At 68.4% G+C, this 18274-nt stretch carries 18 protein-coding genes; 17 read left to right on the top strand and 1 reads right to left on the bottom strand.

Features of this window, described 5'->3' with window-relative positions:
* Positions 1–41 precede the first annotated feature (41 nt).
* The 13 genes from ACIQCM_RS09070 to ACIQCM_RS09010 all read left to right on the top strand — a co-directional run bounded on the left by ACIQCM_RS09070 (position 42) and on the right by ACIQCM_RS09010 (position 12597).
* A complete protein-coding gene (locus ACIQCM_RS09070; RefSeq protein ID WP_400606015.1) occupies positions 42–947 on the top strand; it encodes a biotin--[acetyl-CoA-carboxylase] ligase in 906 nt (301 codons plus the stop codon).
* Positions 940–1581: a PH domain-containing protein gene (locus tag ACIQCM_RS09065; protein ID WP_400606017.1), complete on the top strand. Its 642-nt coding sequence runs from the start codon at positions 940–942 to the stop codon at positions 1579–1581. Before ACIQCM_RS09070 ends, ACIQCM_RS09065 begins: the two co-directional genes overlap by 8 nt.
* A complete protein-coding gene (locus ACIQCM_RS09060; RefSeq protein WP_400606415.1) occupies positions 1571–2665 on the top strand; it encodes an adenylate/guanylate cyclase domain-containing protein in 1095 nt (364 codons plus the stop codon). Before ACIQCM_RS09065 ends, ACIQCM_RS09060 begins: the two co-directional genes overlap by 11 nt.
* Before the next feature lie 31 nt (positions 2666–2696).
* Positions 2697–3473 carry a PP2C family protein-serine/threonine phosphatase gene (locus ACIQCM_RS09055; protein ID WP_400606417.1) on the top strand — a complete coding sequence of 259 codons (777 nt, stop codon included), beginning with the start codon at positions 2697–2699 and terminating at the stop codon, positions 3471–3473.
* Positions 3474–3558: 85 nt separating this feature from the next.
* Entirely contained in the window at positions 3559–4113 is a 555-nt protein-coding gene (locus ACIQCM_RS09050; RefSeq protein ID WP_400606020.1) for a hypothetical protein, read from the top strand.
* A 33-nt stretch (positions 4114–4146) separates the two neighbouring features.
* Positions 4147–6441 carry an NAD-dependent DNA ligase LigA gene (ligA, locus tag ACIQCM_RS09045; RefSeq protein ID WP_400606021.1) on the top strand — a complete coding sequence of 765 codons (2295 nt, stop codon included), beginning with the start codon at positions 4147–4149 and terminating at the stop codon, positions 6439–6441.
* Positions 6438–7247, top strand: a complete 810-nt coding sequence (locus ACIQCM_RS09040; protein ID WP_400606023.1) for an inositol monophosphatase family protein — start codon at positions 6438–6440, stop codon at positions 7245–7247. Before ligA ends, ACIQCM_RS09040 begins: the two co-directional genes overlap by 4 nt.
* 81 nt (positions 7248–7328) lie before the next feature.
* On the top strand, positions 7329–7841 hold the full coding sequence (locus tag ACIQCM_RS09035) for a GNAT family N-acetyltransferase (RefSeq protein WP_400606025.1): 513 nt from the start codon (positions 7329–7331) through the stop codon (positions 7839–7841).
* A 38-nt stretch (positions 7842–7879) separates the two neighbouring features.
* On the top strand, positions 7880–8263 hold the full coding sequence (locus ACIQCM_RS09030; RefSeq protein WP_400606028.1) for a RidA family protein: 384 nt from the start codon (positions 7880–7882) through the stop codon (positions 8261–8263).
* 105 nt (positions 8264–8368) lie between these two features.
* Complete coding sequence (gatC, locus tag ACIQCM_RS09025) at positions 8369–8665, top strand: Asp-tRNA(Asn)/Glu-tRNA(Gln) amidotransferase subunit GatC (RefSeq protein ID WP_400606030.1); 297 nt, start codon at positions 8369–8371, stop codon at positions 8663–8665.
* Positions 8666–8667: 2 nt separating this feature from the next.
* Positions 8668–10242, top strand: a complete 1575-nt coding sequence (gene gatA / locus ACIQCM_RS09020) for an Asp-tRNA(Asn)/Glu-tRNA(Gln) amidotransferase subunit GatA (RefSeq protein WP_400606033.1) — start codon at positions 8668–8670, stop codon at positions 10240–10242.
* Positions 10242–11750, top strand: a complete 1509-nt coding sequence (gene gatB / locus ACIQCM_RS09015) for an Asp-tRNA(Asn)/Glu-tRNA(Gln) amidotransferase subunit GatB (RefSeq protein ID WP_400606035.1) — start codon at positions 10242–10244, stop codon at positions 11748–11750. Before gatA ends, gatB begins: the two co-directional genes overlap by 1 nt.
* Before the next feature lie 196 nt (positions 11751–11946).
* A complete protein-coding gene (locus ACIQCM_RS09010) occupies positions 11947–12597 on the top strand; it encodes a DUF5666 domain-containing protein (RefSeq protein WP_400606036.1) in 651 nt (216 codons plus the stop codon).
* Here the strand turns inward: ACIQCM_RS09010 and ACIQCM_RS09005 are convergent.
* Positions 12594–13505 carry a LysR family transcriptional regulator gene (locus ACIQCM_RS09005; protein ID WP_400606037.1) on the bottom strand — a complete coding sequence of 304 codons (912 nt, stop codon included), beginning with the start codon at positions 13503–13505 and terminating at the stop codon, positions 12594–12596. The genes ACIQCM_RS09010 and ACIQCM_RS09005 overlap by 4 nt on opposite strands.
* Before the next feature lie 132 nt (positions 13506–13637).
* Between ACIQCM_RS09005 and tdh the strand changes: the two genes are divergently transcribed.
* Genes tdh through hutI form a run of 4 tightly spaced genes read left to right on the top strand, consistent with a single transcriptional unit; the run spans position 13638 to position 18253 of the window.
* Positions 13638–14684, top strand: a complete 1047-nt coding sequence (tdh, locus tag ACIQCM_RS09000) for an L-threonine 3-dehydrogenase (protein WP_400606039.1) — start codon at positions 13638–13640, stop codon at positions 14682–14684.
* A gap of 9 nt (positions 14685–14693) precedes the next feature.
* A complete protein-coding gene (locus ACIQCM_RS08995; RefSeq protein ID WP_400606041.1) occupies positions 14694–15890 on the top strand; it encodes a glycine C-acetyltransferase in 1197 nt (398 codons plus the stop codon).
* A 39-nt stretch (positions 15891–15929) separates the two neighbouring features.
* Complete coding sequence (locus ACIQCM_RS08990) at positions 15930–17030, top strand: NAD(P)/FAD-dependent oxidoreductase (protein WP_400606044.1); 1101 nt, start codon at positions 15930–15932, stop codon at positions 17028–17030.
* Positions 17031–17041: 11 nt separating this feature from the next.
* Positions 17042–18253, top strand: a complete 1212-nt coding sequence (gene hutI / locus ACIQCM_RS08985) for an imidazolonepropionase (protein WP_400606045.1) — start codon at positions 17042–17044, stop codon at positions 18251–18253.
* Positions 18254–18274 lie beyond the last annotated feature (21 nt).

Here is an 18274-nt window from a genome sequence, read left to right as displayed (position 1 = left end):
CCGTGCAGGCCGCGGCCGGTCCGTGTCGATAGGATCAAGTCATGGACGACGCACTCACCCACGGCACCCCCCTGGACCGGACGGACCTGGCGGACCAGCGCTTCCTGTCCGCCGTCGGCATCCCGCGGCTGGACGTGGTGGACTCCACCGGCTCCACCAACGCCGACCTGCTGCGGGCGGTCGCGTCCGATCCCGCCACCTGGACGGACCTGTCCGTCCTTACGGCCGAGTACCAGACGGCGGCACGCGGGCGCCTGGAACGGCATTGGGAAGCGCCGCCGCTGAGTTCCGTCTCCGTCTCCTTTGTCCTGCGCCCGGTCAATGCGGAAGGCCGGCCGCTGCCCACGGACACCTACTCGTGGCTGTCCCTGATCGCCGCAGTGGCGCTGCGTGAAACCCTGCTGGAAACGGCAGGCATCCCCGCTGAACTGAAATGGCCCAACGACGTCCTGGTCCGGGGCCGGAAAATCGCCGGCATCCTGGCCCAGCTGGCCCCCATGGTGGACGGGGCCGTGCCCGTGGTGCTGGGCACCGGTTTGAATGTGACCCTACGGGAGGAAGACCTCCCGGTGCCCACGGCCACGTCCGTGGCGCTGGAGTCGCCGAAGACCGTGAACCGCACGGAGCTGCTTAAGAGCTACCTCTCGCACTTTGCCGCGCTTTACCGAAGTTTCTGCAATGCCGACGGCGACCCTGCGGCCGGGCTGGCCGGCGGACCTTCGCTGCACAAGCGTGTCGGGTCGGTCATGGTCACGCTGGGCAAGCAGGTGCGCGCGCAGCTGCCCGGCGATCATGAAATCATCGGACACGCCACGCGGCTGGACGAGTACGGGTCCCTGCTGGTGGTGGACCGGGACGGCCGTGAACACGTGGTCACCGCCGGCGACGTGGTCCATTTGCGGCCGTGGACACCGCCGGACAGTTCCGGCCAGGGCGGCTATGCGTAAACACCTGGTTCCGGGCGAGCAGGTAATTGTCACCACCCGTCCGCAGCCACGGAAACTTGCCGGTGCCGCCGTCGTCTTCGTGCTGGCTCCCGCCCTTGCCGCGTTCGCCACTGCCTGGGTGGTCCGCGGCGAGGCCGCCCGGCTCGTGCCGGCCGTCCGCCCGGGCTGGACACCCTGGCTGCTGGGAGCTTGCGCTGCCGCCGTCCTGGCGGCCTGGCTGGGCTACTGCCTGCCGCGGCTTCTCCGCTGGCACGGGACCCGCTACATCCTCACCAGCCGCCGCCTCCTGGCCCGTTCAGGGGTGGTGGGGCGCCGGGAAAACCAGGTGAACCTTGCCTCCGTGCGTAACCTCACCGTCCATGAAACGCTGGTACAGCGTCTGCTCCGGAGCGGGAATATATCCTTGGAAACCGGATACCAGGGCACTATGACACTCCCGGACGTGCCGGAGGCGGCGCGGTTCCGGGACTTCATCCTGGACGCCATCGCGGACCTCCCGGCGGACCCGCGGGAATCCGGAACAGGCGCGGAGGGATTGGGCAGCAGGGCGCCGGAGGGTGACGGTACAGGCAGTGGTGGGGCAGGCAATGGCGGACAGCGGGCAGCGGGAGAAGGTGGACGGTATGAACGGTGAGCACGCAGAGGAGCCCGTCGAAGCCGCCGCGCCCGAAGCCCTGTCCGCCGAGCGGCTGGCAGCAAAGGCCCTCGAGTCCCGCCTGCTGGGCGGTGAACGCAAGCTCCGCCGTCGTGAAGTCGCTGCCGGTGCCGGCCTCTCCCTGCTGTCAGCGCGGAAACTGTGGCGGGCCCTCGGCTTCCCCAACTTCGGTGACGACGACGTCGCCTTCACCGAGCGCGACCAGGCGGCCCTCTCCACCGTCGTGGACCTGGTCCGCTCCGGGAAGCTGACGGAAGAAGCGGCCATCTCGATCACCCGCTCCATCGGCCAGATGACGGACCGGATGGTGGTGTGGCAGATCGAAGCCCTGGTGGAGGACATGGTCCACGAACAGGGCGTGACGGACGCGATAGCCCGCAAGAGGCTGGTCAACGAACTTCCCGCGCTGGTTGATGCCTTGGAGGAGATGCTCGTCTACTCCTGGCGGCGGCAGCTCAATGCCGGCATCCAAAGGCTGGCCGTGCGCGCCGAAGCCGGGCTCCGCGCCAGCGAGGAAGGCCGCGAAGGCGACGAAGATGATGCCCCGCTGCCGCTGGCGCGCGCCGTTGGCTTTGCGGACCTGGTCTCCTACACCAGCCTGTCCCGGCGGATGAACGAGAAGACGCTGGCCCGGCTGGTGCAGCGGTTCGAGAACAAGTGCGCCGAGATCATCTCCGTGGGCGGCGGCCGGCTGGTTAAAACGGTGGGTGACGAAGTCCTCTACATCGCCGAAACCCCGGCCGCCGGGGCAGAGATTTCCCTGGCGCTGGCGCAGGCCTTCACTGAGGACGAGATCCTGCCTGAAGCACGGGTGGCCATGGTGTGGGGCCGGATCCTGTCCCGCCTCGGCGACATTTACGGTCCCACCGTGAACCTCGCCGCCCGCCTCACCTCGCTGGCAGATCCAGGAACGGTGCTGATCGACTCCATGACCGCCGCCGCGCTGGAACACGACGAGCGCTTCGTCATGGAGCCGCGGCCGCCGGAGAACGTGCGCGGCTTCGGCGAGATCAGGCCGGTGCGGCTGACACGCGGACTGGGCAAGGGGCTGGTGGTGGACTAGGCCGGGTGCCTGTCCTAACGTGATGACGAAGATGAAAGAACAACCACACCAGGCCGCAGGGACTACCGCCCGCACCGGCCTCGCCCTCGCCTGCGGGCACGGTACCGACCGGGGACACCGCCGGGCGTTGAACGAGGACGCGTACCTCGCCCAGGAACCTGTCTTCGCGGTGGCTGACGGGATGGGTGGCCACGAGGCAGGGGAAGTGGCCAGCGGCCTGTGCGTGCGTGCCCTTGAGGCCATTCCGCAGGTCGAAACGGGGGAGCGGAGCCTCACGGCCGCCGCCCTCCAGGACCATCTGCTCCGGGCAGACGCGGAAATTCGCCGCGCCACAGGGTCGCGCGCCGGAACCACGCTCTCCGGGGCGGTCCTGGTGGAGCATCTCGGCCTGCCCTACTGGCTGGTCATGAACGTTGGCGATTCCCGCACGTACCGGCTTAGCCACGGGCGGCTGGAACAGCTCAGTGTGGACCACTCATTGGTCCAGGAGCTGGTCGATGACGGTGAGATCAGCGCTGAAGAGGCCGCTGTCCACCCGCAGCGGCACGTGGTCACCCGGGCCCTGGGAACCGGGGAGGACAACGAGGCCGATTTTTGGCTGGTACCCGCGGAAGCCGGCGACCGCATATTGGTCTGTTCGGACGGACTGACGGGCGAATTGGCGGACCGGATCATCGCCCGAATCCTCCAAACGGTGGCCGATCCGCAGGAAGCCGCGATGGAATTGATCCACGCGGCACTGGACCACGGGGGCCGGGACAATGTCACCGTGATTGTCGTGGACGCCCTGGCAGCTGCCGTTACCTGATTTGCGGCCCTCCGGCTGGTATAGCAGACTACCGGTTGGACCAGAAAGCCGCGGGCGGGGGGACTGCGCGCATCGAAAGGTAGCAATGACCCCCTCCCATCCGGCACTCCGCGCTATGTCCGCCTCGGCCTCGGCTGCCGTCCTGGCGCTCTCGGTGAGCCTCTCGGCAGGCGGTGCAGCGGCGGCGGATTCGCCGGACGCCACCACGTCCCCGGACTGCGGCGACTCCTGCCTGGGAACGGAATCCCGTCCCGGCGAGGGACGCGGCAAGAACAAGGAAACGCCCGGCCCGCCGGCACCCGAACAGACCTCGCCGCCGGAAGCACCGGCCCCGGGGGATCCCGTCGTGGAACCCGCTCCCGCGCCCGCAACCGATCCCGCGGCGCCTCCGGCCACGGCAGCGCCGTCGAAGACTGCCACATCCGCGGCCACGGCTCCGGCCACGGCGGCTGCGTCGACGGGTCCGAACTGGGACACCCCCTACACCAGGTCCGACCGGCCCACACAGGCCGCCGCTGTTTCCCGTTCCGGCGGCTCCGGGGGACCTGACCCGCTGAACATCACCGCCGGCGGCATGTTGGTGGGAATCAGTGCTGCCGCCTTCGCCTGGTACGGCAGGAACCGGGTACGGGCGCACTAAGCGGGCCCTGCGCGGGTAAGGCAAGATAGGTCTGTGAGCACAGGATCAGGCCCCGCAGAATTGACCGCCACCAGGATTGAAGCGCCGGAGGGCCAGGAGCCCACGCCGTCCGGTGCGATCCGTGAGGAGTACGAAAACCTGGTGGACCTGGTGCGCAAATACCGCTTTGCGTATTACCAGGAAGACGCCCCGCTTGTCTCGGACGCGGAGTTTGACGCTCTTTTCCGCCGCCTGGAGGAAATCGAGGCGCTGCACCCCGGGTTGGTGGCTAACGATTCGCCCACCCAGGAAGTGGGGGGTGAAGTCTCGACGGCCTTTGCGGCGGTGGAACACCTGCAGCGGATGTACAGCCTTGAGGACGTCTTCTCGCTCGAGGAGCTCGAAGCCTGGCTTGCCAAGGCGCAGGCCAACATCGCCAGGCTGGGCGACGGCGCATCCGCAACCGCCTGGCTGACCGAACTGAAGATCGACGGACTTGCGGTCAACCTTCTGTACCGTGACGGCAAACTCGTCCGGGCAGCCACCCGCGGAGACGGCACCACCGGTGAGGACATCACCCACAACGTCCTCACTATCAAGGAGATCCCGCAGCAGCTCACGGGTTCGGGCTTCCCTGCGGAGATGGAAGTACGCGGCGAGGTCTTCATCCCGTCCAGGGCGTTCACGGAGTTCAATGCGGCGCTCATCGAGGCGGGCAAGGCACCGCTGGCGAACCCGCGCAACGCTGCTGCCGGCTCCCTGAGGCAGAAGGACCCCGCGGAAACAGCCAAGCGGCCGCTGAAGATGTTCGTCCACGGCATCGGCGCCCGGGAGGGGCTGGTGGCCAGGAGCCAGTCCGAAACCTATGCGCTGATGAAGGAATGGGGCCTGCCGGTCAGCCCCTACTTCGAGGTCCTGGGCGGGCTGGACCAGGTGCTGGAGTTCATCCGGAAGTACGGTGAGCAGCGCCATAAGCTGCTCCACGAAATCGACGGCATCGTGGTCAAGGCGGACAACTTCGCCACGCAGCGGGCCCTGGGCTACACGAGCCGTGTTCCGCGCTGGGCGGTCGCCTACAAGTACCCGCCCGAGGAAGTCCACACCAGGCTGCTGGACATCGCCGTGAACGTGGGACGCACCGGCCGGGTCACCCCGTACGGCATCATGGAGCCGGTCAAGGTTGCGGGGTCCACCGTGGAGATGGCCACGCTCCACAACCAGGACGTGGTCAAGGCCAAGGGCGTGAAGATCGGCGATATCGTGGTCCTCCGCAAGGCCGGCGACGTCATCCCTGAAATCGTGGGTCCTGTCCTGGCGCTCCGCGGGCAGCAGGACCCGCCCGTCCGCGATTTCGTAATGCCCACTGAGTGCCCCTCCTGCGGCACGCCGCTGAAGCCGGCCAAGGAGGGGGACGTGGACATCCGCTGCCCCAACGCCAGGTCCTGCCCGTCGCAGCTGCGCGAGCGGGTGTTCCACCTTGCCGGCCGCGGGGCGTTCGACATCGAAGCGCTCGGCTGGGAGGCGGCGATCGCTCTGACGCAGCCCGCTGAGCCTGAGCAGCCGCCGCTGACTTCCGAGGCGAACCTCTTCGACCTCACCCCCGAATCCCTCGCCGAGGTCCGGATCCGGCGGGAAAAGCGGAGCAAGGGCGTGCCCACCGGGGAGTTTGAACTGGTGCCCTACTTCTACAGCAAAGGCACGGCCAAATCTCCGTCAAAGCCCACGGCCACCACCCAGAAGCTCTTCAAGGAGCTGGAAAAGGCCAAGTCCCAACCGCTGTGGCGGGTGCTTGTGGCGCTGTCCATCCGGCACGTCGGCCCCCGCGCCTCGCGGGCACTGGCCACCGAATTCGGAACCATGGACGCCATCCGGCAGGCCTCGGAAGAGGAACTGGCCGGCGTGGACGGCGTTGGCCCCACCATCGCCGCGGCACTCAAGGAGTGGTTCGCCGAGGACTGGCACCGGGAGATCGTGGACCGCTGGGCAGCCGCCGGTGTGCGGATGGCCGACGAGCGCGACGAATCCACGCCCCGTACCCTGGAAGGCCTGACCGTGGTGGTCACCGGCTCCCTGCCCAACTTCAGCCGGGACGAGGCCAAGGAAGCCATCCTGGTCCGCGGCGGCAAGGCAGCGGGCTCGGTCTCGAAGAAGACCGATTACCTGGTGGCCGGCGAAAGCGCAGGCACTAAGCTGGACAAGGCCGAGCAGCTGGGCATTCCCGTCCTGGATGAGGACGGCTTCCGGAAACTGCTCGACGGCGGACCGGCAGCGCTGGGGGATCCGGCCGGCGACATCCCGGATCCGGATGCGCCGGAAGACGCGGCCGTCACCGCGGAGGGTCAGGCATGACCGCCCCGGCCGAACTCCTGGCCGTGGCCAGGGCAGCCGCGTCAGCAGGCGCCGAAGTCCTCGCCGGGCGCACCGCCGACGCCCTGGCCGCCAGCAACAAGGGCGCGGCAGGAGACTGGGTGACGGCCTTCGACGTCGCCGCTGAGGACGCCGTCCGGGGCGTCATCACCGCGGCCCGTCCAGGCGACACCATCACCGGGGAAGAGCACGGCACCACGCGCCCGGCTGAACCCAGCGGCTACCGCTGGTCCATCGACCCGTTGGATGGGACCACCAACTTCATCCGCAATATCGTCTACTACGCCACCTCGGTGGCAGTGGCCGGTCCGGACGGGACGTGGCTGGCCGGCGTCGTCCATGCCCCCGCCCTTGGCCGGATCTACCACGCGGTGCGCGGCCAGGGGGCGTGGCTTGAGGAGGGCGGGCGACAGGCCCGGCTGGAGGGCCCGGTGCCCGGGCGGACCGGGCAGATCCTGGCAACCGGTTTCAGCTACGATCCGGCCGTCCGGTCGCAGCAGGCGGCGGCATTCGCCGGGCTGGCCGAGGGCTTTGCGGACGTCCGTCGGCTGGGCTCGGCTGCCCTCGACCTGTGCATGGTGGCGGACGGCACGCACGACGCCTACGGCGAGCGGGGACTCAATGAACACGACTTCGCCGCCGGTGCCCTGATCGCAGAGGAGGCCGGCTGCTGGGTACGCCGGCCGCGGCTGGCCAGCCCGCTGGACGGCGGTCCGTCGGACCAGGAACGACTGGATGCCTGGACGTGCGCCGCGGGGCTGGAGCTTTCGGGCAGGTTTCCGCTCTGACCCGGCGCCGGGAGTGATAGTTCAGTCACGGAAAATGCCCTCCGGCGCCTCTGGGGCCGCACCCGCCACTACCATTGACGGGTGCAGCCGCAGATAACCATCCGTCCCGCCGTCGAGGCAGATTACGACGACGTCGCCCGCATCACGCGCGACGCCTACCTCGCTGCGGGGTACTTCGATGACGCGGACCATCCGTACATGCGCAGGATCCAGGACGTGGCCCTGCGCGCCGGCGAGGCCACCATCTGGGTTGCCGAACGTGACGGCGCCGTCGTGGGGTCTGTGACGCTGGCTGTGGCCGGAGAGCCTTATGCGGACATCGCGCTGCAGGACGAACTTGAGTTCCGCATGCTGGTGGTGGACCCCGCCGTGCAGCGCAGCGGCGCCGGACGTGCCCTGCTGGAAGCGATCATCGCGCACGCCCGGGCGCTTCCGGGGATCCGCGCCGTGGCACTGACCACGGGCGAAAGCTGGCTCAGCGCGCACGGGCTCTACCAGGCGACCGGCTTCCGCCGGGTCCCGGAGCGTGACTGGCTGGTCCCCGGGACCGACATAAAGCTGCTGGTTTACCGGCTGGACGTGCACCAGCCCTAAAGTGGTGCCGACCCAATCCAGTATTGAAAGGCTCCACCATGCGCAAAACCTTCGGCACCGGCTCTGTCTGGGAACAGACCCTCGGCTACTCCCGGGCCGTCCAGGTGGACAACACCCTGTACATCTCAGCCACCGCGGCAAGCGGTGATGACGGGATCGTAGGCGAGGACTTCTACTCCCAGACCCAGTACATCCTGGAAAAGCTCGGCAAAGTGCTGGCCGACGCCGGCTTCAGCTTCGAAGACGTGGTCCAGTCCAAGCTGTACCTGACGGACATCAGCAAATGGGAGGACGCCGGCCGCGCCCACGGCGAGGTTTTCGGCGACATCCGGCCCACGCTGTCACTGGTGCACGTCCTGCCGTTCCTGGACCCGAAGATGCTGGTGGAGATCGAGCTGGTGGCCCGGAAGAGCGGCTCCTAGCCGCAACGGTCCGGTACCGGCGCCCGCCGGGGGTGGTCCGGCGGGCGCCGCCGTTTCCCCACTAGACTGGATCGGAAAACAATTCGTACTTTGCAGGGGAGATCCATGGCTGCGATCAACCGTGACGATGTTGCGCATCTCGCGCGGCTCGCTCACATCGAGATGAGTGACCAAGAGCTGGACAGGATGGCGGGGGAACTTGCCGTCATCGTGGATTCGGTGAAGTCCGTCAGTCAGGCCGCCGGGGACGACGTCCCGGCAACGTCCCACCCCATCCCGCTGACCAATGTGTTCCGCGCGGACGTTGTGGGCCACACCTTCACGGCCGAACAGGCACTTTCCGGCGCGCCGGATTCCGAAGACAACCGTTTCAAGGTCCCGGCAATCCTGGATGAGGCATAACCATGACTGAACTGAACACCGCCGGCTCGGCCCTGATCCGGCTTTCGGCCGCGGAACTGGCCGCAAAGCTCGCCGCCGGCGAGGTCACCTCCGTGGCCATCACGCAGGCCTGCCTGGACCGTATCGCGGCCGTGGACGGCGGCGAACGCGGCGTCAACGCGTTCCTGCACGTCAACGCCGAAGAAGCGCTTGCCGTCGCCGCCGAAGTGGATGCCATCCGCGCCGCGGGAGGGGCCGAAGCGGAGGCCCTGCACGTCCTGGCGGGCGTCCCCATCGCCGTCAAGGACCTGATCGTCACCGTGGGCCAGCCCACCACCGCCGGCTCGAAGATCCTCGAAGGCTGGCACAGCCCCTACGACGCCACCGTGGTGGAGCGCCTGCGCGCCGCGAAGATGCCCATCCTGGGCAAGACCAACCTGGACGAGTTCGCCATGGGCTCCTCCACCGAGCACTCCGCGTACGGCCCCACCCGCAACCCGTGGGACCTGGACCGCATCCCCGGCGGCTCCGGCGGCGGGTCCGCTGCCGCCGTCGCTGCTTTCGAGGCCCCCCTGGCGCTGGGCACGGACACCGGCGGCTCCATCCGCCAGCCCGGTGCGGTCACCGGCACCGTGGGCGTGAAGCCCACCTACGGCAGCATCTCCCGCTACGGAGCCATCGCCATGGCATCCTCGCTGGACCAGATCGGCCCTGTCACCCGCACCGTCCTGGACTCCGCTTTGCTCCACCAGGTAATCGGCGGACACGACCCCCGCGACTCCACCTCCCTGCCTGAACCGCTGGCGGACCTCGTAGCCGCGGCGAAGACCGGCAACGTCGAGGGCCTGCGGGTGGGCATCATCAAGGAGCTGCACGGCGAGGGCTACCAGGCCGGCGTGGAAAACCGGTTCAAGGAAGCCCTGGCACTGTTGAAGGACGCGGGAGCGGAAATCGTCGAGGTGTCCTGCCCCAACTTCCAGTACGCCCTGGGTGCCTACTACCTCATCATGCCGTCCGAGGCCTCCTCCAACCTCGCGAAGTTCGACGGCGTCCGCTACGGCCTGCGCGTCCTGCCCGAAGACGGTCCCATGACGATCGAACGCGTCATGGGCGCAACCCGTGCTGCAGGCTTCGGCGACGAGGTCAAGCGCCGCATCATCCTGGGCACCTACGCCCTGAGCGCGGGCTACTACGACGCCTACTACGGCTCCGCGCAGAAGGTCCGCACCCTTGTCCAGCGCGACTTCGACGCCGCCTTCACGGTGGCCGACGTCCTGATTTCCCCCACGGCGCCCACCACGGCGTTCCGCCTGGGCGAAAAGCTGGACGATCCGCTGGCCATGTACCTCAACGACGTGGCCACCATCCCCGCAAACCTGGCCGGTGTTCCGGGACTCTCCCTGCCCGGCGGCCTGGCGGACGAGGACGGGCTGCCCGTCGGTATTCAGCTGCTGGCCCCCGCCCGCGAGGATGCCCGGCTGTACCGCGTGGGCGCCGTGCTCGAATCGCTGCTTGAGGACAAGTGGGGCGGCCCGCTGCTGGCCCAGGCCCCCGAACTTGCCGGCTCCCCGGCCCTCGAAACCCAGGAGGCAAAATAATGAGCACTGACGAAATCCTGAGCTTCGAAGAGGCCATGGAGAAGTACGACCCCGTCCTGGGCTTTGAGGTCCACGTGGAGCTCAACACCCGGACCAAGATGTTCTCCTCCGCGCCCAACGTCTTCGGCGACGAGCCCAACACCAACGTCAACGAGGTGGACCTCGGCATGCCGGGTGTCCTGCCCGTGGTGAACCGGACGGCCGTAGAGTCCTCGATCAAGATCGGCCTGGCGCTGAACTGCAAGATCGCAGAGAGCTGCCGCTTCGCCCGGAAGAACTACTTCTACCCGGACACCCCCAAGAACTTCCAGACCTCCCAGTACGACGAACCCATCGCGTATGACGGCTACCTGGATGTCGAACTCGGGGACGGCACGGTGTTCCGTGTGGAGATCGAGCGCGCCCACATGGAGGAGGACGCCGGCAAGCTGACCCACATGGGCGGTGCCACGGGCCGCATCCACGGCGCCGACTTCTCCTTGGTGGACTACAACCGCGCCGGCGTGCCGCTGGTCGAAATCGTCACCAAGCCCATCGAGGGCGCCGGCTCCCGCGCCCCGGAACTTGCCAAGGCGTACGTGGCGGCCATCCGGGAAATCGTGAAGAACCTGGGCGTCTCGGATGCCCGGATGGAACGCGGCAACGTGCGCTGCGACGCCAACGTTTCCCTCCGCCCGCACGGGCGGGAACGGTTCGGCATCAGGTCCGAAACGAAGAACGTCAACTCGCTGCGCGCCGTCGAACACGCCGTCCGCTACGAAATCCAGCGCCATGCCGCCGTCCTGGACGCCGGCAACCCGGTGGTGCAGGAAACCCGCCACTGGCACGAGGACACCCGCACCACCACCTCGGGCCGGCCCAAGTCCGACGCCGACGACTACCGCTACTTCCCCGAGCCGGACCTGGTCCCCGTGGTGGCGTCGCGTGAATGGGTCGAGGAACTGCGCGCCACCCTGCCCGAGCCGCCGGCCGAGCGCCGCAAGCGGCTGAAGTCGGACTGGGGCTACTCGGAGCTGGAGTTCCGCGATGTGGTGAACGCCGGCGTCCTTGACGAGATCGAGGAGACCATCGCCGCCGGCGCCAGCGCGTCTGTGGCGCGCAAATGGTGGATGGGCGAGATCGTGGGCCGTGCCAAGGCCGCCGACGTGGACCCAGGCCAGCTGGGCGTCCAGCCTGCCACCATCGTGGAGCTCAGCCGCATGGTGGAGGACGGCAAGATCAACAACAAGATGGCGTCGCAGGTGCTGGACGGCGTCCTCGCCGGGGAGGGCACTCCCGCGGAAATCGTGGAGAAGCGCGGCCTGGCCGTGGTGTCCGACGACGGCCCCCTCCTGGAGGCCATCGACGCCGCCCTTGCGGCGCAGCCGGACGTCGCCGATAAGATCCGCGGCGGCAAGGTCCAGGCCATCGGCGCCATCGTGGGCGGGGTCATGAAGGCCACCCGCGGCCAGGCCGATGCCGGCCGCGTCCGCGAGCTCATCCTCGAAAGGCTGGGCGTCTCCGCCTAGCTGTTCCCGCCCCGCCGGGTAGCGCAAAGTGTCGTTCTGATCGCCCAAACCGACGCTGGGCGCTACCCGGTTCACGCTTCAAGTACTCAGGTTGGCGCTGCAAGAAGTACTCGTGTGCAGTGGGCCCCTCAGCCCTACACTGGACCCCACGGGGCCGCGGCTGCGGTCCCGGCCAGCTATGTAAAGGGGGGCGGCCGTGCCGTTCAAGGACCGGGGAAGGGCGCGGAGACTGGTACTCGCCGGCGCTGTTGCCCTCACGCTCGCGGGTACGGGCGCGGCACTGGCCTGGCCCGCCGACGGCCCCTCCCCGTCGCCGTCCTCCACCGCACCGGCCCCTTCGCCCTCTCACGATCCGCCGGGCCGTGCCGGTTCTCCGCCGGGCCACCAGGACAGCCAGTACCGGCAGGACAAAGGCGGCAAGCAGCACCGGGCCCACAAACAGCACGGGCCTGACAAACAAGACCAGGCCGACCATGCCCGCGGCGGCAGGCTCCAGCACAGCGAGAGTGTGGTCAAGGACGCGGACGGCAGCTTCCGGACCGTCCTGGTCCAGCGCGGAACCGTGGAAGCGGTCAGCGGCACCTCGGTTACCGTCCGGAGCGAAGACGGCTACTCACAGGCTTACGCTGTGGACGCCGACACCAGGATCAGCGGGCACCCTGCGGCCTTCGGCCACCGGTCGCCTGCAGCGGACGACGACGACAAGCCGGCCGGGCCGCGGACCGGCACCGTCCCGGACATTGCCGTCGGGGACTGGGTCCGCGTTTTCGGTGTCAAGGAGGGGGACCGGGTGACGGCGACGCGGATTGCCCCCGGCGCCGGAAATGTTCGGGGCGGAGGACGCTAATCCGGCTCCACCAGGCCGGCCATGATGTCCTGCAGCGTCTCGCAGACCACCATGACCGCGCGTCGCTTCAGGTTTTCGGGCCGGGCCAGGAGGTCTATCCGGCGCCGCGTGCTGATGCCTTGGAGGGGACGCAGGATGACGGCCGGGTTGAGGACCGGCCCCGCCGTGTACCTCGGCAGCAGGCCGGCCACGCCGCCGGCTGCCACCAGTGCGGCCACCGTGGAATAGTCGTTGATCCGGTGCACGATCCTCAGCTCCCGGCTGGACACCGCTGCGACGGCGGAGAGGACGTCCGCGGGGGAGTAGCCGGCGTGGCTGGTCACCCAGGCTTCATCCACCACATCGGCCACGGACACCGACTCCTGCTGCGCCAGCCGATGACCGGCGGGCAGGGCCACATCCAGCGGTTCGTGTGCCAGTGGAATGACGGTAACCCGTTCGCCCGGCCACCGCGGGCTGTGGTCCATCCGGTGGGCCAGGACCAGATCGTACCGGGCGGTGAGCGCGGGAAAGTCATTCTGGGCCACGTCCTCGTCGGAGAGTTCGATCTTCGGCCGCCCGGGTCCGTCCAGCGCCTTGGCCAGCGGCGCGAACAGTGCCTGCCCGGCGCTGTGGAACCCGGACAGGGTGACGCGCGCCGCCGCGGAGCCGTGGTAGCTGCCGATCGCGCTCCGGGCGTCGGCCATGGCGCTGACCACCGCCGCCCCGGCGTCCGCGAGCACCTGGCCGGCCTCCGTCAGCACCAGGTTGCGGCCTTCCCTGCGCGTCAGCGGGACCTCCACGGAGCGCTGGAGCAGGGCAAGCTGCTGCGACACGGCCGAGGGCGTCACCATGAGCGTGTCCGCCACCGCCTTCACGCTGCCCAAGGCGCCAAGTTCGCGCAGGATTTCCAGCTGGTGTATTTCCATCGCATCAGTCTAAACATTAGGAAGTGCTACATCGTCGATTGAGATATTTGCTGTTGTTCTAAAGCTTCTTCCCGGCTGTAATGGGGAGGGCAGCACCCTGCCCAAGCGTATGGACGAAGAGTAAGGAAGCCGATGAGGGCTTTGTACAAGGCCGGCCCGCAAGCCGGATTTGAGCTGGTGGACCGGCCGGACCCCGTCACCGGCCCGGCGGACGTCAAGATCCGCGTCATGACCACCGGCATCTGTGGAACGGACCTGCATATCCAGTCCTGGGACGCCTGGGCGCAGGGCATCATCGAGGCACCGCTGATTCCCGGCCATGAATTTTATGGCGAAGTGGTGGAAACCGGCGCGGGCGTCCGGGACGTCAAGGTGGGCGACCGCGTCTCCGGCGAAGGCCACGTGGTATGCGGGATCTGCCGCAACTGCCGGGCCGGCCGGCGGCAGATGTGCATTCATACCGTCAGTGTGGGCGTGCAGCGGGACGGCGCCTTTGCCGAGTACGTTGTTATTCCCGAGACGAACGTCTGGGTGCACCATGACCCTTCCGTCACGCCTGAACTCGGTGCCATCTTCGATCCCTTCGGCAATGCTGTCCACACTGCCCTGAGCTTCCCGCTGGTGGGCGAGGATGTCCTGATCACCGGCGCCGGTCCCATCGGGCTGATGGCCATCGCCGTGGCCCGGCACGCCGGCGCCCGCAAAATCGCCATCACGGACGTCTCCGGGCCGCGGCTGGAGCTGGCGCGCCGCCTGGGCGCCGACCTTGCCATCGATGTCTCCACCACCCGCATCCGCGAAGCCCAGCAGGAGCTCTGCCTGCGGGAAGGGTTCGATATCGGCATGGAAATGTCCGGGCACCCGTCCGCCCTGCCGGAGATGATTGACAACATGAACCACGGTGGCCGCATCGCCATGCTGGGCCTGCCCAGCCAGGACATCACCATCGACTGGGCCAAGGTGGTCACCCACATGCTGACGCTGAAGGGTATTTATGGCCGCGAGATGTATGAGACCTGGTATGCCATGAGCGCCATGCTTTCCTCCAACCCTGTGCTCCATGCCGGGATTTCAGCGGTGGTGACCGATGTCCTGCCTGCCGCGGAATGGGAAAAAGGCTTCGACATTGCCCGCAGCGGGACCGGCGGCAAGGTCGTCCTCGACTGGACCAAACTCTAAGGAAACGCCATGTACACCTCAATCAAGGACCAACTGCGCGCCGAGCTGGACGACATCCGCGCTGCCGGGCTGTTCAAGGCCGAACGCAGCATCAGTTCGCCCCAGTCCAGCCACATCACCGCCGGGCAGCCCGGCCGGCCGGGCGCGGACGTGCTCAACTTCTGCGCCAACAACTACCTCGGGCTGGCGGACCACCCGGACATCATCGACGCCGCGAAGGACGCCATGGACCAGCGCGGCTTTGGCATGGCCAGCGTGCGCTTCATCTGCGGCACCCAGGACCTTCACCTCGAGCTCGAGGCCCGGGTTTCGCGCTTCCTGGGCACCGAGGACACCATCCTGTTCTCCAGTTGCTTCGACGCCAACGGCGGTGTGTTCGAGTCCCTGCTGGGCGCCGAAGATGCAGTGATCTCGGACGCCCTGAACCACGCCTCCATCATTGACGGCATCCGGCTCTGCAAGGCGCAGCGCTACCGTTACGCCAACCAGGACATGGCGGACCTTGAAGCGAAACTCATCGAGTCCGCGGGCGCACGCCGCCGGATCGTCGTGACGGACGGCGTGTTCTCCATGGACGGCTACCTTGCTCCGCTGGAGGCCATCTGCGACCTTGCCGAGAAGTACGACGCGCTGGTCATGGTGGACGACTCGCACGCCGTGGGCTTCATGGGCGAGACCGGCGCCGGAACGCCGGAACACGCGGGCGTTTCGGACCGCGTGGACATCTACACCGGAACTTTCGGGAAGGCTCTGGGCGGTGCCTCCGGCGGGTATGTGTCCGGCCGGGCCGAGGTAGTGTCCATGCTCCGGCAAAAGGCGCGCCCTTACCTGTTCTCCAACTCGCTCGCGCCCGCCATCGTAGCCGCCACCATCAAGGCCCTGGACCTGGTGGAAAATTCGGCGGACCTGCGGAGCCGCCTGTTCCAGAACGCGGAACTCTTCCGCCGCCGGATGTCACAGGAAGGCTTCGACCTGCTGCCGGGAGAGCACGCCATCGTCCCGGTCATGTTCGGCGACGCCGTCCAGGCCGCCAAGGTGGCGGACCGCATGCTCGAGCACGGCGTCTTCGTGACAGCCTTCAGCTTCCCGGTGGTCCCCAGGGGAGCGGCCAGGATCCGGGTCCAGCTCTCCGCAGCGCATTCTGCCGGCGACGTCGAAGCGTGCGTCCGCGCCTTCATGGCCAGCCGCGCGGAGGTGGCGGCCTAGACCGCGGCCACGAGGCCCGTACTCTGCCATCATGGACCCATGAGCGCACAGTACGATGTCCTGATCGTGGGCGGCGGTATCGCCGGGCTGTCCCTGGCCTCCCGGCTTGCCGGCCATTGCAGTGTGGCACTCGTGGAGGCGGAGCAGGAGCTGGCGTACCACACGTCCTCCCGCTCCGCCCGCCAGCTGATACCCAGCTATGGGCCGCCGGTAGTCCAGGAGCTGACCATGCGGACGCTTGAACTCATGGCCGAGCGCGACTCCGCGCTCCGCGAACCGGTCCTCACACCCCGCAGCTTCATGCTGGTGGGCTCGGAGGCTGCCGTGGCGGCACAAGCCAGCGGACACATGAAGCCCATTACGGCGGAGCATGCGCTTGAACTGTGCCCTGCGCTGGTTCCGGATTCCTTCCAGGCCGCCGGGCTGGACACCGGATCCTTCGCGTGCAACGCGCCGCTGCTCCTGGCGGACCACCGCCAGCGCGCCCTTGCCGCCGGTGCGGACATCATCACCGGCGCCAGGGTGCATTCGGCCCAGCGGCTTGGCTCCGGCTGGCAGGCGGGGGCAGGGACCGAGGCGTTCCAGGCCGGAGTGCTGGTCAATGCCGCCGGGGCATGGGCAGATGAACTCGCCGTGCTCAGCGGCGTGGAGAAGCTCGGCTTCCAGCCGTACCGGCGCACCGCGGCGATTGCCGCCGTCGACCGTCCCCTGCCGGAGTCCGCGCCGATGGTGGCGGCCGCCGACCGTACCTTCTATTTCCGCGCTGAAGGGCGGGATGTGCTGATTTCACCGTCCGAAAGCGTGCCCAGCGGCCCGGAGGATGCACGGCCGCGCCCGGACGACGTCGAACGGCTGGTGGAACTGCTGAACACGGTGACCACGCTGGGAATCACGGCCGTGCGGAAATCCTGGACCGGGCTGCGGACCGAGGCTGCGGACGGCATTCCGGTAGCCGGGTTCGATGCCGAAGCGCCCGGCTTCTACTGGCTGGCGGGCCAGGGCGGCTACGGCTTCCAGACCTCCTCGGCCCTGGCCGAACTCGCCGCGGCGCAAATCCTGGCCGGCCAGGCGGCTGGAGGCAGTCCGGAATCCCGGACAACGCAGGCGGTGGCAGCCACGCGCTGGTCCATCCGGCGCTGAAGAATGGTTGCATGAGCACCCTGATCACGAACATTGCCGAGCTGATGACCCAGGACCTGGAGCACCGGGTCCTGAAGAGAGCGGCCGTGGTGGTGGAAGGGGAGCGGATCGCCTGGATCGGTTCCGCGGGAGACGCCCCGGCCGCCGATGAGTCCGTGGATGCCGGAGGCCGTGCCCTGCTGCCCGGCTGGGTGGATTCGCACAGCCACCTGGTATTCGCCGGGGACCGTACCGCGGAGTTCGAGGCACGCATGGCGGGGGAGTCCTACTCCGCCGGCGGCATTGGCGTCACCATGGGGGCCACCCGGGAGGCCTCCGACTTCGACCTGACCCGGCTGGCCATGGGGCGGGTGGCGGAAGCGGCATCCCAGGGCACCACCTACCTGGAAACCAAGACCGGTTACGGCCTCGACGTTGAGCACGAGGCCCGCAGCGCCCGCATCGCGTCCACCGTCGCGGACGAAGTGACTTTCCTCGGCGCGCACCTGGTCCCGGCGGGCCAGGACCCGGAGGCGTACACGGACCTGGTGTGCGGCCCCATGCTGGACGCCGTCCGCCCCTATGTGAAGTGGGCGGACGTGTTTTGCGAGGAAGGGGCCTTCACCGCCGAGCAGTCCCGCAGGGTCCTGCTGGCGTGCCGCGACGCCGGACTGGGACTGCGGGTGCACGGCAACCAGTTGGGCGAAGGCCCGGGCGTGCAGCTTGCTGTGGAAGTGGGAGCGGCCAGCGTGGACCACGTCAACTACCTGTCGGAGCGGGACGTTGCCGCGCTCGCGGATACCTGGACCGGCTGGGATGCCGCCGCGGGCACCGGAAACCGCGGCACCGTGGCCACGTGCCTTCCGGCATGCGACCTCTCCACCCGCCAGCCGCTGGCCCCCGCCCGCACCCTGTTGGACGCCGGCGTCCAGGTGGCGCTGGCTTCCAACTGCAACCCCGGCACCTCGTACACCAGTTCCATGTCATTCTGCGTCACTACGGCAGTCCTGCAGATGCGGCTGAGCGTTCACGAGGCCGTCCGGGCCGCGACCTACGGGGGCGCGCTCGCCCTCCATCGGGAGGCCGGAAAGGACGCCGACGGCGAACGCGCGGTGGGCTCCATCGCCGTCGGACACCGCGCGGACCTTCACCTGCTCAACGCTCCCTCCGCCACGCACCTCGCCTACCGTCCGGGCATGCCGCTGACGTACGCTGTGTGGCGGGCCGGCGTACGGGTGGCGTAGCAGCCGGCCCCCAGACTGCAA

This window comes from Pseudarthrobacter sp. NPDC092439 (assembly GCF_044754945.1).
GTDB lineage: Bacteria > Actinomycetota > Actinomycetes > Actinomycetales > Micrococcaceae > Arthrobacter.
This window is presented reverse-complemented; position numbering and strand designations above follow the sequence as displayed.

What these genes read in the sequence shown, in the direction of transcription:
- ACIQCM_RS09070 (WP_400606015.1), top strand. Translation starts at nt 42, where the DNA reads ATGGACGACGCACTCACCCACGGCACCCCCCTGGACCGGACGGACCTG.
- ACIQCM_RS09065 (WP_400606017.1), top strand. Translation starts at nt 940, where the DNA reads ATGCGTAAACACCTGGTTCCGGGCGAGCAGGTAATTGTCACCACCCGT.
- ACIQCM_RS09060 (WP_400606415.1), top strand. Translation starts at nt 1,571, where the DNA reads ATGAACGGTGAGCACGCAGAGGAGCCCGTCGAAGCCGCCGCGCCCGAA.
- ACIQCM_RS09055 (WP_400606417.1), top strand. Translation starts at nt 2,697, where the DNA reads ATGAAAGAACAACCACACCAGGCCGCAGGGACTACCGCCCGCACCGGC.
- ACIQCM_RS09050 (WP_400606020.1), top strand. Translation starts at nt 3,559, where the DNA reads ATGACCCCCTCCCATCCGGCACTCCGCGCTATGTCCGCCTCGGCCTCG.
- ACIQCM_RS09040 (WP_400606023.1), top strand. Translation starts at nt 6,438, where the DNA reads ATGACCGCCCCGGCCGAACTCCTGGCCGTGGCCAGGGCAGCCGCGTCA.
- ACIQCM_RS09030 (WP_400606028.1), top strand. Translation starts at nt 7,880, where the DNA reads ATGCGCAAAACCTTCGGCACCGGCTCTGTCTGGGAACAGACCCTCGGC.
- gatC (WP_400606030.1), top strand. Translation starts at nt 8,369, where the DNA reads ATGGCTGCGATCAACCGTGACGATGTTGCGCATCTCGCGCGGCTCGCT.
- gatA (WP_400606033.1), top strand. Translation starts at nt 8,668, where the DNA reads ATGACTGAACTGAACACCGCCGGCTCGGCCCTGATCCGGCTTTCGGCC.
- gatB (WP_400606035.1), top strand. Translation starts at nt 10,242, where the DNA reads ATGAGCACTGACGAAATCCTGAGCTTCGAAGAGGCCATGGAGAAGTAC.
- ACIQCM_RS09005 (WP_400606037.1), bottom strand. Translation starts at nt 13,505, where the DNA reads ATGGAAATACACCAGCTGGAAATCCTGCGCGAACTTGGCGCCTTGGGC.
- tdh (WP_400606039.1), top strand. Translation starts at nt 13,638, where the DNA reads ATGAGGGCTTTGTACAAGGCCGGCCCGCAAGCCGGATTTGAGCTGGTG.
- ACIQCM_RS08995 (WP_400606041.1), top strand. Translation starts at nt 14,694, where the DNA reads ATGTACACCTCAATCAAGGACCAACTGCGCGCCGAGCTGGACGACATC.
- ACIQCM_RS08990 (WP_400606044.1), top strand. Translation starts at nt 15,930, where the DNA reads ATGAGCGCACAGTACGATGTCCTGATCGTGGGCGGCGGTATCGCCGGG.
- hutI (WP_400606045.1), top strand. Translation starts at nt 17,042, where the DNA reads ATGAGCACCCTGATCACGAACATTGCCGAGCTGATGACCCAGGACCTG.